The organism is Paraburkholderia xenovorans LB400, assembly GCF_000013645.1.
Taxonomy (GTDB): Bacteria; Pseudomonadota; Gammaproteobacteria; order Burkholderiales; family Burkholderiaceae; genus Paraburkholderia; species Paraburkholderia xenovorans.
This window is the reverse complement of record NC_007951.1, coordinates 2,247,876-2,260,912: the sequence shown is the minus strand read 5'-3', so window position 1 is coordinate 2,260,912 and position 13,037 is coordinate 2,247,876. Positions and strand designations below refer to the sequence as shown.

Genomic DNA, 13,037 nt, shown 5'->3' with positions numbered 1-13,037 from the left:
GCTATCGTCATCGATATTCTTTCGACAGCGGGTGATGACGATGGATCTCGGACTCAAGGACAAGGTGGTGTTGATCACGGGCGGCAGCAAGGGAATCGGGCTGGCCTGTGCCCGTGCGTTTGCGCTCGAGGGCGCGAAAGTCGCGATCGTCTCGCGCGATCCCGCCAACCTCGCGCGCGCCTACGAACAGTTGAAACACGAAGGCCTGCACGTGCACCGGACCCGCGCCGATCTGCACGAACCGCACAGCGCCGCCGATATCGTCGAGGAAGTCAGCACCGCGGTCGGCCCGATCGATGTGCTGATCAACAGCGCCGGCGCCGCGCGCCGCTACGACCCGGAAACGCTCGATGCCGAGGCGTTCCGCGCCACGATGGAAGCGAAATACTTCCCCTACATCTACCCGCAGCAGGAAGTGCTGCGCCGCATGGCCGAGCGGGCAAAATCCGGGAGCGGGGGCGAGCCCGGCACGATCGTCAATATCATCGGCATGGGCGGCAAGATAGCGAGCGATATCCACATTGCCGGCGGCGCCGCGAATGCCGCGCTGATGCTCGCCACTGTCGGCCTTGCGCACTATTACGCGCGCTACGGCATCCGCATCAACGCGATCAATCCCGGCGCGACGCTTACCGAGCGTGTCGAGGAAGCCGTCAAACTGGAGGCGACGCAGCAAGGCATCGGCAGTGCGGAAGCGCTCGCGCGCGGCCAGGCCAGAGTGCCGCTTGGGCGCTTCGCCAAACCGGAGGAAATCGCCGATGTCGCGCTGTTTCTGGCGAGCCGCCGTGCAAGCTATGTGACGGGCGCGATCGTCCCGATGGATGGAGGCAGCGCGCCGCTGATCTAGGCGCGCTTCGAAACCCGCTAGAACCCTGCAATGGAGCGGGCGGCAGGCGGCGCTGCCGCTCGCGTCGTGCGTTTTCCGCGTTTTCCGCGGCTACAGGAAACGGTGGCCGAGCCACCACGCAACCCCGGCGAGCGCCGCAGAAGCCGGAATCGTCAGAATCCACGCCCAGACGATGTTGCCGGCCACGCCCCAGCGCACCGCACTCAGCTTTTGCGTCGCGCCGACACCGACGATCGCGCCGGTAATCGTATGTGTGGTGGACACCGGAATGCCGAGCCACGAGGCGGTAAATAGCGTGATCGCGCCGCCCGACTCCGCGCAAAAACCGCCGACCGGCTTGAGCTTGGTGATCTTCTGACCCATCGTGCGGACGATCCGCCAGCCGCCGAACAGCGTACCGATGCCCATGGAGAGATAGCAGCCGCCGATCACCCACAGCGGCGGCGCATCCGCGATCGACGACGCATAGCCGGTCGCGATCAGCAGCATCCAGATGATGCCGATGGTTTTCTGCGCGTCGTTACCGCCGTGGCCGAGGCTATACAAGCCCGCGGACACCAGTTGCAGACGCCGGAAACGCCGGTCCACCTTGCTCGGCGGCGTGCGGAAATAGATCCACGACACCGCCAGCATGAAGAACGAGCCGAGCACGAAGCCGAGCAGCGGCGAAATGAAGATGAAGGCCACCGTCTTCATCAGGCCGTCGACATTGAGCGAACCCCAGCCCGACTTGGCGAGCGCCGCGCCCACCAGGCCGCCGATCAGCGCATGCGACGAGCTCGACGGAATGCCGTAATGCCAGGTGATGATGTTCCAGCCGATCGCGCCGACCAGCGCGCCGAAAATCACGTAATGGTCGACGATGTTCGGATCGATCGTGCCTTTGCCGACGGTCGCCGCCACTTTCAGATGGAACACGAAATACGCGATGACGTTGAACGCCGCGGCAAAGGCAACCGCCTGCTGCGGTTTCAGCACGCCGGTCGAGACGACCGTGGCGATCGAATTCGCCGCGTCGTGGAAGCCGTTCATGAAGTCGAAAATCAGCGCGACGGCGACCAGGCCAGTGACGACCCAGATTGCGAGTTGTATCGATTGCATTATGCGTTTTCCAGCACGATGCCTTCGATGATGTTCGCTACATCTTCACATTTGTCCGTGATCGTTTCGAGCAACTCGTAGATCGCCTTCAGCTTGATCAGGGTCTTGACGTTGTCTTCTTCGCGGAACAGTTTCGACATGGCCGAGCGCAGCACGCGGTCGGCTTCCGATTCCAGCCGGTCGATTTCCTCGCAAGCCTTCAGAATCTGGCTTGCCTGCTTCATGTCGGACAGCAGACTGACGGCAAATTGCACGCGCTCGGAAGTGGCCGTGCAGATGTGCGCCAACTGGCTCGCCTCGGAAGTCACGGCCTGCACGTCGTACAGCGAAATGGCGGTGGCAACGTCCTCCATCAGGTCGAGGATGTCGTCCATCGTGGTGATCAGCTTGTGAATTTCGTCGCGGTCGAGCGGCGTGATGAACGTCTTGTGCAGCAGGTCGATGGTTTCGTGCGTGAGCTTGTCAGCGGCCTTCTCGGCTTTCTGCACGTTTTGCTTATGGGTCTCGGCGTCCTGCAGATTGTCGATCAGCAGCTCGAGTTCACGGCTTGCCGAGACGATGCACGTTGCGTGCGCATTGAAAATTTCAAAGAACTTGCCCTCGGTGGGCATGAATCGACCGAACATATAGGATAGCCTATTGCTATTAAATTCAAATAAATCAGATAGTTACCAACAGACTCCATGCCGATTTTATACGCCGTACGGAGTTGGTACGGAATTCAACACACGCCGTATCGGATTGTGACAAATTCGTGATAGGCGGAATTCTATAGGAAAGCGACAGTGGGAGTGCCATGACTTGCGAAGCGCGCGTGGAACCTTGATGCAGAGTCTTGGCGTGGCCGAAAGCATCGTTCACCGATGCATAATGACGCTCGCAACGACGAGCTCGACCGGGTCTACCTGCAACATGACTATGCGAACGAAATGAGAGACGCATGGCAACTGCTGGGCGAGCGACATTCAATTTTGACAACCAACGAAGGCGAAGATATTGCTCAAGTGGGAAACGTCTAATGCAGGCGTGCAAAGAAACGCTTATCCCCGCAAGCTACATGCTGGCTCGCGCCGCGCTCAGTCTGACACATCTCCCCGTTCGGACAGGCAGAGCTCCTTTCGCGAGAGGCCAAGCTCTTTCTCGATGTCCGTGATGTAGTTGTTTACCGTCTTCGAGGAGACGTTGATTCCCTGCCCCTCGGTCCAGTTCGCTATTTCTGTCGAAATGGCGAGTCCGCTTCGCGGCTGATTGCGCAAGTAGATTAACGCTGCAACGACCCTAAGCAACGTGTCTTGCTTCTTTTTGTTCGTCTTCCCGGGTTTCTGGTCATCGCCGATCTCCACGCCCTGACTTCGCGCAAAGGTCGCCATCCCTGACCGGGTGAGACCAAGGTTAGCGCACTGCGCCCAGTCGGGCAGACCAGACTCAAATGCGCAGGCACCGGCCGTGTGTATATCGAATACATCCAATCGACCAAGTTCGACCAGTGCGTGAAGACGCTCTTGATGCTTTGCAAGTGTGTCGGTCCAATATTCCGACGTTTCGACCTCACTCGCGGATATGCCGTGAAGGGCAACTGTTATCGCTCGAGCCGTGATTTCGATCGCTTTGTGAAGCGTATAGAACGGTTGATCCGGTATCGTCGCCCACGCGATCACGTCAATTGATTTTACCAATCTATTCAATGACGCTTCGTTTGCGTGCCGCGTAGATTCAGCATCCACGCGCCACCGTTCGCGCTCTTCAAGGATGCTCTGCTTCATGTCTGCCGATAACAGATCGAAATCTCGCTCAAGCGAAGGGGTGAGCCATGTAGGCGCACGATCTTTCATGGGCATGCTGTTTTCTTCGCCGTGAAGTGTGCTTGCGGTGAGTCAGGTAACTACCCGCAATCGGAAAATTGCATTTTCTCGGGAAAATTCCTCTACGAGGGCGGGCAGGCAACGAAACTGCACGCAGACGCTAAATGTTCGTCAGTGTCCCGCCGTATTCCGTTAAACAACCCGGAGCCTGCCACGTGAAGAAAAGCCCCAATGCCAAATCGGTTCCGCAGCCTGTCGCTGCGCCGATGGACACGCCCACGATGTCGCATTCCCGCGTCATCCGCATGCCCGATCTCCTGCAGATGTATCCGGTCGGTCGCACCACCATTTACGAATTGATCAAAATGCAGAAGCTGCCGCGTCCGATCGCGCTGTCGAAACGTGCCCGTGGCTGGGTCCTGTCCGAAATCGAGGAATGCATCGCCAAACTGAAGGCTGAGGCTAACAACAAATAATCATAGCATTTCAGCCCAGTCATCTACTGACCAGAAGCTCGGCGCGAACACCTTCAGCAGCACGCCGAAAGCAACGGTTTCGAATCCGGCCGACAACACGCACGCACCCTGCGTTGTCACTAGAGCGAAAGCGCCTGCGCCGTTCGTGATGAAGGCATCGACCACTGACCAGTAACCCGCTTTGAAGCATGCGGCCTCCCGTGGACCTGAAAATGATTGTAGCGCGCGACGGAATGACGTGCAGGTTCCGTTAGCGAGCGACGCAGATTCACGCAGTGAAGTACAGCAACGCCGCATGCTAATTTTGAAGAGGACGAAACCGACCATGATGATTTTTATGTCGCCCGCCTGACGTACCTGACGTGTGGTGCGTCGACTTTCCCAACCGTATGGTGTCGTTGGCCAGGTCAGGAAAGTCGACCACCGAAGCGTCGACGGCGAAGCGCATAAATCGAAAAAATCCCTTAAAAATAGCGTTACCAGCACAACCTGACCCGGTCGCAACGTATGTGTGTCCAAGTCAGGAAACTCAACCACTTTTCCGGTACGTGCGGACGTTCGCACTGCCTTGATATCGCAACATGCCCTGTTTTATAGGGGTTTTTCGCAGTTCGTATCACTGCGTGGCGCGGCTGTAATAAGTGTCTCCCTATAACCATTGACGCACAACTCAATACCACGAACAGCACCGCATCTAAACGTAGTCGGCATCCCGAGCCCATCGAACATCTGCTTATGACAGGCATTCGATGGTCACCTGATCCGTCAACCCATTCGCATCGGCAGATGCATAGGAGCGCTTGGCACATAGCCGACTAACGATTTTGATCTCAACACGAAGCACAGACGTTGGCCGCACGATCAACGCGCTGTGGTGACGCTCGGCCTTAATTCTTGTAAAGGGCTGCGTATCTGTCTTAGCTCTCGTTCTCCCGCACGGGAGAGCGCCGAATGAACTCGCCCCTATGGGCACCATAGTACGAGGATCAATTATGAAGCTGCATGAAGCACCTGCGCCGCGGCGAAAGACCGGCAGCGCGTTTCCGCTCGAACACGTGTTAGCCATTGGTGTCGACAAGTTCAAGCTTGCCTTGCTGGTCAAGCATACGGACGATGCGCTCGTCGACTTTATCGAGCAACAGCTGGCCGATCTTGAAAAGGGAGGAGCGAAGAGGAAATCCGTGAAGGGCCGTGCGTTCAGGAACTGCCTCTCCGTGCGCGTAGGTAATGATCATCTTCGAATCGAGTGGTCGCCGAATCGAACCGTGTATCCGTACTGGCTGACCGTCGAGTTCAACCCCAACCCGTATCTGCGCGCGGGTGCTGAAGCCGTTCGCGAACTGGCGAGCTTCTTCCGACTCCTGTTCGGCGTCAATACTGCCCGGATCATGTCGCAGGCTTTGGTTTTGAGGATGGACGTCAACATCGATTTCGACATTAACGTGCTGGAGGGCACGCTTGTGTCGATGAAGGAAAAACGCGGTGGCGCGAACGTCATGCGCGATTTCGACGGCAAGGGCACGCTCGCGACGCTCTATGTTGGCGTCCTCGGCTCGGATTGCCGGTTGACCGTCTACGACAAGGCCGCCGAAACGCTGCGGCGCGAGTTGAAGTCAACAGCGTGGGTGACGCTAGCTGCGCTTGCGTCCCCGAAGGACTGGCAGCTTGTCGTCAGGAAGCTGCAGGCGAAGGAGAAGGAAAAAACCATTCCGGAACACTGGCGCATGGAAGTTCGCTGCCAGCGCAAAGGAGGCTATCTGCTTTCCGAGGTGGCCGGACTTGCGTCGAGCTTCGACGGTGTGCGACTGTTCCATCTGCAGCCGGATCGCGCTCCGTTCAATACTTCACTCGGTCGCACATTCATGGGGCTCGCCTGTCATGTCGGCATCGAAGTCGCATTGCAAGCCTTGGATAATAACGATCGCCGCAGTATGCAAAGGGCGATCTCGAGACTGGATCAGATAGAGTGGTTCAACGCAGAAATCCTGCGTGACTACATCAAGGCGGCTATCGAGCGGCTCGCACCGATGTTCTGCGCGCCCGGTCGACCGCGCTTACCCGGTGCGAGCCAACAACAAGTGCCAACGCGATCGCTGCCGGTGAAGCAGCCGCCATCGGTTCCAGCGCGCCAGCAGGCAATCACGACGGTGCTACCGCGCGCGTTGAAAGTGGGGATGCGACCCACAGATCAATCGGCAGACAAGCGCGTGCGCCTGTGACGCGTGTCGCTGTCAAGCGTGCTGCAGCCGATCCATCGGAGTGGAGGTCAGACCGGGGACGCGCCGTGCAATAAGCAGATCACATCGGCGGCGACTTAAATCGCGCTTGTCGAGCCCGACACCAAAGAGACAGCGTCGAACTCGACAACCTGTGGGCGCGATAAATGCCGGTAACCCACCTGCTTTAATCACGCAGTCCCAGCGGAACCGGGCCTAGTCTTGGGTGATCGTCACCACTGTGGGCGGGGGCAGGGCGTGCCCCGCCGATAGCACTTGTCGTAATAGTCGGAGACGTCGTTTCCCCTGCGAGGGCTGGTCACATTGTCCTCGTAAATGTCCTGCACCACAGCCGACGCGTATGCTTGCGCAGCAATCGGCGCATCGCCAAATGTCGCCATCATTTGCTGTTCCGACATTCCTTTGTTCTTGCAGGTAACCATCGCGGCGCCCAATCCTAGTTTTTTGTTCGCCAGCTCCGGGCAAGCTGCTCGCGCTTGCGTTGCAGCTTGCGCGGCCCGCTGCGCGCTTTCCTGCTGAGCTTTCTCGTGATATTCCTCCGCGTCACGGACCCGCTTATCTCCAGCCGCCTGTCCAGCGTCGTCTTTTGCTTGCTGCTGCTGCATGAACGCGTTCTGCTGCGCCTGTCTCGTGGCCATGTCTTGCGCGTTTTCCTGCTGGGCCTCGGAGGATTTCTGCGCCCAAACTTGCTGCGCGGCCAGCCCTTTCGCTTGCTGTAGCAAGGCCGTGCCGGACGGTATGTCAGGCTTGCCTGATGACGTTCCCTGCGCAATCGCAGACTGCGCCGATTGAATGACGCCCAGCAGATTCAATTGTGCGTGGGCAGCAGTCGCGGCGAACGCGACAACGATGACAGAAGAGTGCGCGAGCTTCATGGTTGCGTTACCCCGTTTGTGGTTGATAGATGGTTCGCGTGAACGCGCTGCTCCTGCCGCCCACGCCAGCGAAGCCTTCGACTGTCCGACGGATACATTGGCGACGCGCATGCTGCGCACGGAGTAATCGCCCGCAGCGCGTTACATATTATTTCATATGGAGAATATTATGTCCTATGACGCCCTTCCACAAGGTGCGCTTGAAACTGACACTTCCCCGTCAAACGAGGGGAGTGTCAGGCTTGAGCAACATAGAACAGCTAGCGCGGTCGATCGGTGCGGCCATTGCGGCTCGCCGAAAGGCGCTCGGCATGACACAAGAAAGGTTGTCTGAATTGATCCAAATAGAGCAATCCTCGCTCTCTAGAATCGAGCGCGGAACGTTGATACCGAGTCTTGAGCGCCTTGCTAGCATCGCGGAAGAGTTGGAGTGTGGGCTTGCCGACTTGTTTTATGTTGGCGGCGTCAACTCACATGATCGCGCGGCGAGAGTTCACGAAAAACTTTCGCACTTGACACCTTCGCAACAGGAAATTTTTGAGCGACTCATTGACGACGCCCTTGCACTCCTGGAAACACCGCAAGGCCGACGAACTCAGCGGGCCAACGCAAAACTGAATAGAAAGGGTACGTGAACACGGAGGCATGCCGCTCTCTCCTCTGCTTCAACGGTAGATGCACAGGGCGCTGCGCCGTTCACCTCTGAAGCTTTGGAGGAACCTTCGACAACGCGGCGGCACATTGCAACCGACCCGAGCTGTCATTTCCCTAGCCGCGCCAAAACGGCGACGCAGTGATGAATTTCCGAAACATTACGATTAACTTCCGATTCGTTGGAGTTCTGCGATCGATTTGGGCGATTGCCCCACACCATACCCTCACCCAGCCCCTCCGAACGGCGGAAGGGGTTGCTCCCGACGTTCCGGTCCAGTTTCCCGCGAGAGGAGAGGCGGGAGGGAGACGTGCGAAAGATGGCAAGCTATCGATGTGGGGGTACCCGGTAAAATGGCGCGAATTGAACGGGGGCACAGTGCGGAAACTCATCTCATTGATCTTGCTGGTTACGTCGGCGACAGCATTTTTCCCGACAATTGCGGAAGCGCATCCGCGTGTTGTCTGCAAACGCGTCTGGCATCGCGGCTATTCGGTTCGTCGCTGCCGGTCGGTGCCGCCGCAGCACCGCCATCACCGTCAGCCGCAACACCGTTACCCTAACTATGTCTGATTTTCTGGCTTGATCAGGTAGCGTCCGTATCGACAGCGGTGCGTCCGATGCAGACCCAGCCAACTGTCTGGCACTTCGAAGTCGTCCCCCCGCTATCAGGCCTTGAAGCCCGTTAAGACCATCAACCGCCTCACGTATGCGCCGACTGCATCGGACAGATGACGGCCAATTCGTACCAGTCCGGCGCGTATCTCTCAACCGTCCGGTCCCGAACAGACATGGGACCATCGGCGTTACCTCCGGCGCTCGGGTCGCAAAGACCAAAGTTGGTCAACGACAATTCGATATTTGAGCGCCCATGACGAAAAAATGTGATCGCAATGCGTTGCCACCTCATGAGATACAGCAGGGTTGCATCGTGCAACTGGCAAAAGCCATCGCCCGCCGTCCAGGAGCGCCCGTTTTCTGGCTGCGATCGTGCAATCGTCGATTTCTCTATCACATTGTTCGAATTGAAAATTTTCTGACCCACTCGGAATGCCTACCGAACAGCGCCGGGAGCAAGCAACGATGTCGTCGCCGTGCGAGCGAGTGGCGTGAGAGGCAAATGCACCAATCGCGAGAGCCATAACATTAATCTCTGGCAGCGCGCTCTCTTTCTCTCACTGCAGACATGCCTGCTCGCTCAAGCGTGTTCAGCGCTTGTTGAAACATACCGGCACGTTGCCATGCAATATACCTTGCATAGCAGGTCTGTGACGGCGGGTAAAGAGAAGGAAGGTGATGCCATTTCTCACCGTTGGTCTGCACCCATAAGATAGCGTTCAGTATGTCTCGATCGGCGCGACGCGGGCGTCCACGCCTGACATCGGTATGGTTGAAAAGATGTTCCACGCAATGCCACTGCGCGTCTGAAAGATGGAATTCGCTCATTAATATCCTCCCGCAACGCCGTCAGATAAATCTGGTTGGCTACCCACCTTCCCCAACCACTGGCAAGAAATCTTCCAGAAGGGCTTAAGGGCGATCATGTGACTAGTTCCCATGCACGGCGCATCACCGGAAAACGCTCACTGCGTTCACCAGCCGGGTCGCCTGCTGCTTGAGGCTTTCGGAAGCCGCAGTGCTTTGCTCGACGAGGGCCGCGTTCTGTTGCGTGATATGGTCGAGCTCGCTGACCGCCTGATCGACCTGGGTCACGCCGCTACTCTGTTCCTCAGTTGCCGAACTGATCTCCGCGATCAGGTCCGATACCCGCTTCACTTGCGCTACGATGTCGTCCATCGTCTTGCCGGCGTCATCGACCAGTCTGGAGCCGGACTCGACTTTCTCCACGCTCACGCCGATCAGATTTTTGATCTCCTTGGCCGCGTTGGCACTACGCTGCGCTAACGCTCGCACCTCACCAGCAACAACGGCAAAGCCGCGCCCCTGATCGCCTGCGCGCGCAGCCTCAACGGCCGCGTTGAGCGCGAGAATATTTGTCTGGAAGGCGATTCCGTCGATCACGCCGATGATGTCGGCAATCTTTCTCGAACTCTCCGTGATCTCGTTCATCGTGCTGACGACTTCCGATACGGCCCTCCCGCCCTCAGCGGCCGCGTCGCGCGCTGTACCCGAGAGTTGATTGGCATGGACGGCCGTCTTCGCGTTGCTCTTGACGGTGGCGGTCATCTGCGTCATTGATGCCGCTGTCTGCTGCACGTTCGATGCGGCCTGCTCAGTGCGAACGCTCAGGTCGTGGTTGCCCTGTGCGATCTCGTTGCTTGCCGTCTGTACATTGATCACCTGTCCGCTGACATCGTCGATCAGCCAGCGAAACATCAACCCAAGCTGACTGATCGTACGCAAGGTCATACCGATTTCGTCTACACGATTCATGTGGACGGCCTTCTGGCTTTCACCCGACGCTACACGCAGGGCCTGTTCGAGAACCTGCTCGAGGGGGCGCGAAATCTGTGCTTCGAGCCACAACGATGCAAGCATCGAAACCACTGCGCATACGCCCGCGAAGCCCGCGGCTGCGACACCTCTCAGTCCCAGCAGCCACGCAGCCAGAACGACCGCAGGTGCAAGCGTGAGCAAAGCCGAGCGGATTCTCCAGCGTACAGGCATCGTCTGAAGCACTGAGGTCCAGCCCATGAGCCCTGTCCGGACAATCAGCCCCTTGTGGAAACGGCGGTTGCCCGCTTTGCCTTCGCGGAAATCCCGGTAAAGTGCCTCCGCCGCCACGATCTCCTCGCGTGAGGCCTGGGTTCGCACTGACATGTATCCCGCCGGTTGTCCGTTACGCACTACCGGCGTCGCGTTGGCACGGACCCAGTAGTGATCGCCGTTCTTGCGCCGGTTCTTGACCAGAGCGGACCACGGCTCGCCCCCTTTAAGCGTCGACCACATGTCGGCAAACGCCTCTTTCGGCATGTCCGGATGCCGCACGACGTTGTGGGGCTGTCCCTGGATTTCTTCAAGGGAAAAACCGCTCACCTGCATGAATGCGGCGTTGGCGTAGGTGACGTAACTCTCTGTGTCGGTTGTCGACATCAGCGTTGCATTGTCAGGAAACTCGAATTCCTGCTGGGTAATGGGTTGGTTATTACGCATATTACGGCCCTCGGAAGGCGGATCGGATGTCCGATTCTGGTTTTATGAACAGCGAACACGTCAAATCGATTTGACAACACCGCAGTCTTCTTGTGATAACGGCAAATGTCAGCGAGAACTCTAGAGCCATCAAGGTGAAAATGCGCGGCGGACAGTCATTTTTAAAGCGGTGCCAGATCGGCTGCAATCTGGAGATGTTTTTCAGAGAGGCTGTGCTTTACCTCATCTTTTATTTATTGAAACGCTTACAAATAGCGAGTGAAAGGGTGATTACATGCAGCGTGCGTTCACCCCGACGCTCGCGAACTCTCGGCGTTCGGCATTACTTCGGTCTGGATGTACGCTCTTCGAGCGTCGTCGAGCAGCTAAGCGTGCAGATCAACCCGACAACCTTTACGTCCTGAACGGAATCATTTCTCATGAGCATGAGCGGAACCGCTCATTGACCGATTACAGCTACATCCAGCCTGTATGTCCGAGCCGGAAGGGCCACGCTGAATCGCAACGGAGACGTTCGCAGAAACTGGCCGAAGGACAGAGTGGGCCGATCTCGGCGCTTCGCACATATGTGCACTGCCGGGCTGTTAACCGACTACCATGATCGTCAACTTCCACACGGACCCCGTCGACCTCGACCTGGTCTGCACCGATCTCACGAACGACGGCGTTGTCGTAATCGAAACGACACGTCCGAATTTCAAAAGCATTGCTGCGACCGTCATGCACCGCATGACGGAATGCGTCCTTCCTTTATCAGTCGAAGGCGCGGACCACGACTGGCATCATTACCTGATCAACGACGACGTCGAGAGCTTTGAATCGTTGATAACAAGCGGGCGCGTCGCACAGGCCGTTGTGAAATGGCAAGCTGCCGGTTCACCGTTCCCCTACACCACAAAAGTGTGATGACGCGTCGCTCCGTGCCGCCATTTTCGGACTGTGCCAGCGGGGATTTGGTCAGATTATCGAGTGGACGCGCGACATATATTACAAAAATCCTTCATTTGCACCCATAAACCCACACGTTCGGGCGGCCAGGGCCATTCGAGCTACGTGCCCCTACCCATGCCCTCTGAAGAGCTCCTGCGGGCCATTCCGGCCCGATCTACCGTGTTTGCTGCGCCGTAGGAGGGGACGATGCACCGTCCGGACGCCGCACCAGCAAGAAAAATTGTTATTTTTGTAAGAATTCGGTGTTTGATCCTTTCCCTTTTATGGGCTGCGGGGAGCTTGCGGAGCAGGATTTTCGTGCTAGGATAACGAAAATTTCAAGATTTTTAGTTGATTTTTGACTAAATATCGCGATTTTATGCTGATGAAATTAGCGCCTGATCGATGGTTGCCTATGTCACAAGCAGCGCTGAAATTCGCGCCTCGCCGCACGCATTTCCAGCTGTTTTGGCCTCGCCGTCAATCATGATCACGGAGCGAAATCCGTCCTTCCCGGCTGCACCTGACCGCCATGTGCTCGCGGTCGACAAAGCGCCGTTCCGCATCGTCTCGCTGTACTAGATTTCGCGGCCTCGCCGCATCCCCTTGATTCCCCTGTTTTCGCCGGGCTAACGCCTGTTCATCCGAGTCCATCCGGAAGCACAAGCTCGCCTGCACTTTCGAGAAACTGACCATGAATTCAGAAGCCTTGCCGGGCGTCCTGTTACACCCGTTATTTCCCCTCGGCCGCCTCCTGGCTACTCCCGGCGCAATTGACCTGCTCGATAGAACCGGCACAAACGCGACCAGCCTGCTGCATCGCCATCAGTGCGGCGATTTCGGAGACCTGTGTGCGTCCGATGTTAGGGCGAATCGGGACGCCATTCTGACCGGTGCGCGCATCCTGTCGTGCTACGAAGTCGGCACACGACGGGAGAAGGTCTGGGTAATCACAGAATCAGACCGTAGCGCATCAACCTTACTTTTGCCGAGTGAATATTAA

General features: G+C 57.6%; 15 protein-coding genes. 7 read left to right on the top strand and 8 right to left on the bottom strand.

Annotation, left to right across the window (positions count from 1 at the left end; translation table 11 throughout):
* The first annotated feature begins 40 nt into the window (after positions 1–40).
* On the top strand, positions 41–847 hold the full coding sequence (locus BXE_RS10125; RefSeq protein WP_011488217.1) for an SDR family NAD(P)-dependent oxidoreductase: 807 nt from the start codon (positions 41–43) through the stop codon (positions 845–847).
* 90 nt (positions 848–937) lie between these two features.
* Here BXE_RS10125 and BXE_RS10120 read toward each other — a convergent pair whose 3' ends face one another.
* The 3 genes from BXE_RS10120 to BXE_RS10110 form a co-directional block, all read right to left on the bottom strand.
* Positions 938–1,948 carry an inorganic phosphate transporter gene (locus BXE_RS10120; protein WP_011488216.1) on the bottom strand — a complete coding sequence of 337 codons (1,011 nt, stop codon included), beginning with the start codon at positions 1,946–1,948 and terminating at the stop codon, positions 938–940.
* Complete coding sequence (locus tag BXE_RS10115; RefSeq protein WP_007182106.1) at positions 1,948–2,574, bottom strand: DUF47 domain-containing protein; 627 nt, start codon at positions 2,572–2,574, stop codon at positions 1,948–1,950. The genes BXE_RS10120 and BXE_RS10115 overlap by 1 nt, the downstream gene beginning before the upstream one ends.
* Before the next feature lie 450 nt (positions 2,575–3,024).
* The gene (locus BXE_RS10110) at positions 3,025–3,786 is read right to left on the bottom strand and encodes a hypothetical protein (protein ID WP_011488215.1); all 762 of its coding nucleotides are present in this window, start codon (positions 3,784–3,786) and stop codon (positions 3,025–3,027) included.
* A 179-nt stretch (positions 3,787–3,965) separates the two neighbouring features.
* On the opposite strand from BXE_RS10110, the gene BXE_RS10105 reads away from it, so the two are divergent.
* Positions 3,966–4,226, top strand: coding sequence for a helix-turn-helix transcriptional regulator (locus tag BXE_RS10105; RefSeq protein ID WP_038456237.1), 261 nt, complete (start codon positions 3,966–3,968; stop codon positions 4,224–4,226).
* On the opposite strand, the gene BXE_RS45805 is transcribed toward BXE_RS10105, so the two are convergent.
* The gene (locus tag BXE_RS45805; protein WP_148222938.1) at positions 4,227–4,745 is read right to left on the bottom strand and encodes a hypothetical protein; all 519 of its coding nucleotides are present in this window, start codon (positions 4,743–4,745) and stop codon (positions 4,227–4,229) included.
* A 473-nt stretch (positions 4,746–5,218) separates the two neighbouring features.
* Between BXE_RS45805 and BXE_RS10100 the strand changes: the two genes are divergently transcribed.
* Positions 5,219–6,445, top strand: a complete 1,227-nt coding sequence (locus BXE_RS10100; protein ID WP_011488212.1) for a hypothetical protein — start codon at positions 5,219–5,221, stop codon at positions 6,443–6,445.
* Between the two features lie 230 nt (positions 6,446–6,675).
* Here the strand turns inward: BXE_RS10100 and BXE_RS10095 are convergent, their stop codons facing one another.
* Positions 6,676–7,338, bottom strand: a complete 663-nt coding sequence (locus BXE_RS10095) for a hypothetical protein (protein WP_011488211.1) — start codon at positions 7,336–7,338, stop codon at positions 6,676–6,678.
* A gap of 242 nt (positions 7,339–7,580) precedes the next feature.
* Between BXE_RS10095 and BXE_RS10090 the strand changes: the two genes are divergently transcribed.
* A complete protein-coding gene (locus BXE_RS10090) occupies positions 7,581–7,973 on the top strand; it encodes a helix-turn-helix domain-containing protein (protein ID WP_038457966.1) in 393 nt (130 codons plus the stop codon).
* A 720-nt stretch (positions 7,974–8,693) separates the two neighbouring features.
* Here BXE_RS10090 and BXE_RS45800 read toward each other — a convergent pair.
* The 3 genes from BXE_RS45800 to BXE_RS10085 form a co-directional block, all read right to left on the bottom strand.
* Positions 8,694–9,035 (bottom strand): hypothetical protein, encoded by a 342-nt coding sequence (locus BXE_RS45800; protein ID WP_011488209.1) that lies wholly within the window; start codon positions 9,033–9,035, stop codon positions 8,694–8,696.
* Between the two features lie 101 nt (positions 9,036–9,136).
* Positions 9,137–9,436, bottom strand: a complete 300-nt coding sequence (locus BXE_RS44170) for a transposase (RefSeq protein ID WP_011488208.1) — start codon at positions 9,434–9,436, stop codon at positions 9,137–9,139.
* A 123-nt stretch (positions 9,437–9,559) separates the two neighbouring features.
* Complete coding sequence (locus tag BXE_RS10085) at positions 9,560–11,104, bottom strand: methyl-accepting chemotaxis protein (RefSeq protein ID WP_011488207.1); 1,545 nt, start codon at positions 11,102–11,104, stop codon at positions 9,560–9,562.
* Positions 11,105–11,701: 597 nt separating this feature from the next.
* Between BXE_RS10085 and BXE_RS10080 the strand changes: the two genes are divergently transcribed.
* The 3 genes from BXE_RS10080 (at position 11,702) to BXE_RS10075 (ending at position 13,037) form a co-directional block, all read left to right on the top strand.
* Positions 11,702–12,010 carry a hypothetical protein gene (locus BXE_RS10080; RefSeq protein WP_011488205.1) on the top strand — a complete coding sequence of 103 codons (309 nt, stop codon included), beginning with the start codon at positions 11,702–11,704 and terminating at the stop codon, positions 12,008–12,010.
* Positions 12,011–12,439: 429 nt separating this feature from the next.
* On the top strand, positions 12,440–12,616 hold the full coding sequence (locus tag BXE_RS46490) for a hypothetical protein (protein WP_158340888.1): 177 nt from the start codon (positions 12,440–12,442) through the stop codon (positions 12,614–12,616).
* Between the two features lie 112 nt (positions 12,617–12,728).
* Positions 12,729–13,037, top strand: coding sequence for a hypothetical protein (locus tag BXE_RS10075; RefSeq protein ID WP_011488204.1), 309 nt, complete (start codon positions 12,729–12,731; stop codon positions 13,035–13,037).

What these genes read in the sequence shown, in the direction of transcription:
- BXE_RS10120 (WP_011488216.1), bottom strand. Translation starts at nt 1,948, where the DNA reads ATGCAATCGATACAACTCGCAATCTGGGTCGTCACTGGCCTGGTCGCC.
- BXE_RS10075 (WP_011488204.1), top strand. Translation starts at nt 12,729, where the DNA reads ATGAATTCAGAAGCCTTGCCGGGCGTCCTGTTACACCCGTTATTTCCC.
- BXE_RS10125 (WP_011488217.1), top strand. Translation starts at nt 41, where the DNA reads ATGGATCTCGGACTCAAGGACAAGGTGGTGTTGATCACGGGCGGCAGC.
- BXE_RS10080 (WP_011488205.1), top strand. Translation starts at nt 11,702, where the DNA reads ATGATCGTCAACTTCCACACGGACCCCGTCGACCTCGACCTGGTCTGC.
- BXE_RS46490 (WP_158340888.1), top strand. Translation starts at nt 12,440, where the DNA reads ATGGTTGCCTATGTCACAAGCAGCGCTGAAATTCGCGCCTCGCCGCAC.
- BXE_RS10110 (WP_011488215.1), bottom strand. Translation starts at nt 3,786, where the DNA reads ATGCCCATGAAAGATCGTGCGCCTACATGGCTCACCCCTTCGCTTGAG.
- BXE_RS10115 (WP_007182106.1), bottom strand. Translation starts at nt 2,574, where the DNA reads ATGTTCGGTCGATTCATGCCCACCGAGGGCAAGTTCTTTGAAATTTTC.
- BXE_RS10085 (WP_011488207.1), bottom strand. Translation starts at nt 11,104, where the DNA reads ATGCGTAATAACCAACCCATTACCCAGCAGGAATTCGAGTTTCCTGAC.
- BXE_RS10100 (WP_011488212.1), top strand. Translation starts at nt 5,219, where the DNA reads ATGAAGCTGCATGAAGCACCTGCGCCGCGGCGAAAGACCGGCAGCGCG.
- BXE_RS10095 (WP_011488211.1), bottom strand. Translation starts at nt 7,338, where the DNA reads ATGAAGCTCGCGCACTCTTCTGTCATCGTTGTCGCGTTCGCCGCGACT.
- BXE_RS44170 (WP_011488208.1), bottom strand. Translation starts at nt 9,436, where the DNA reads ATGAGCGAATTCCATCTTTCAGACGCGCAGTGGCATTGCGTGGAACAT.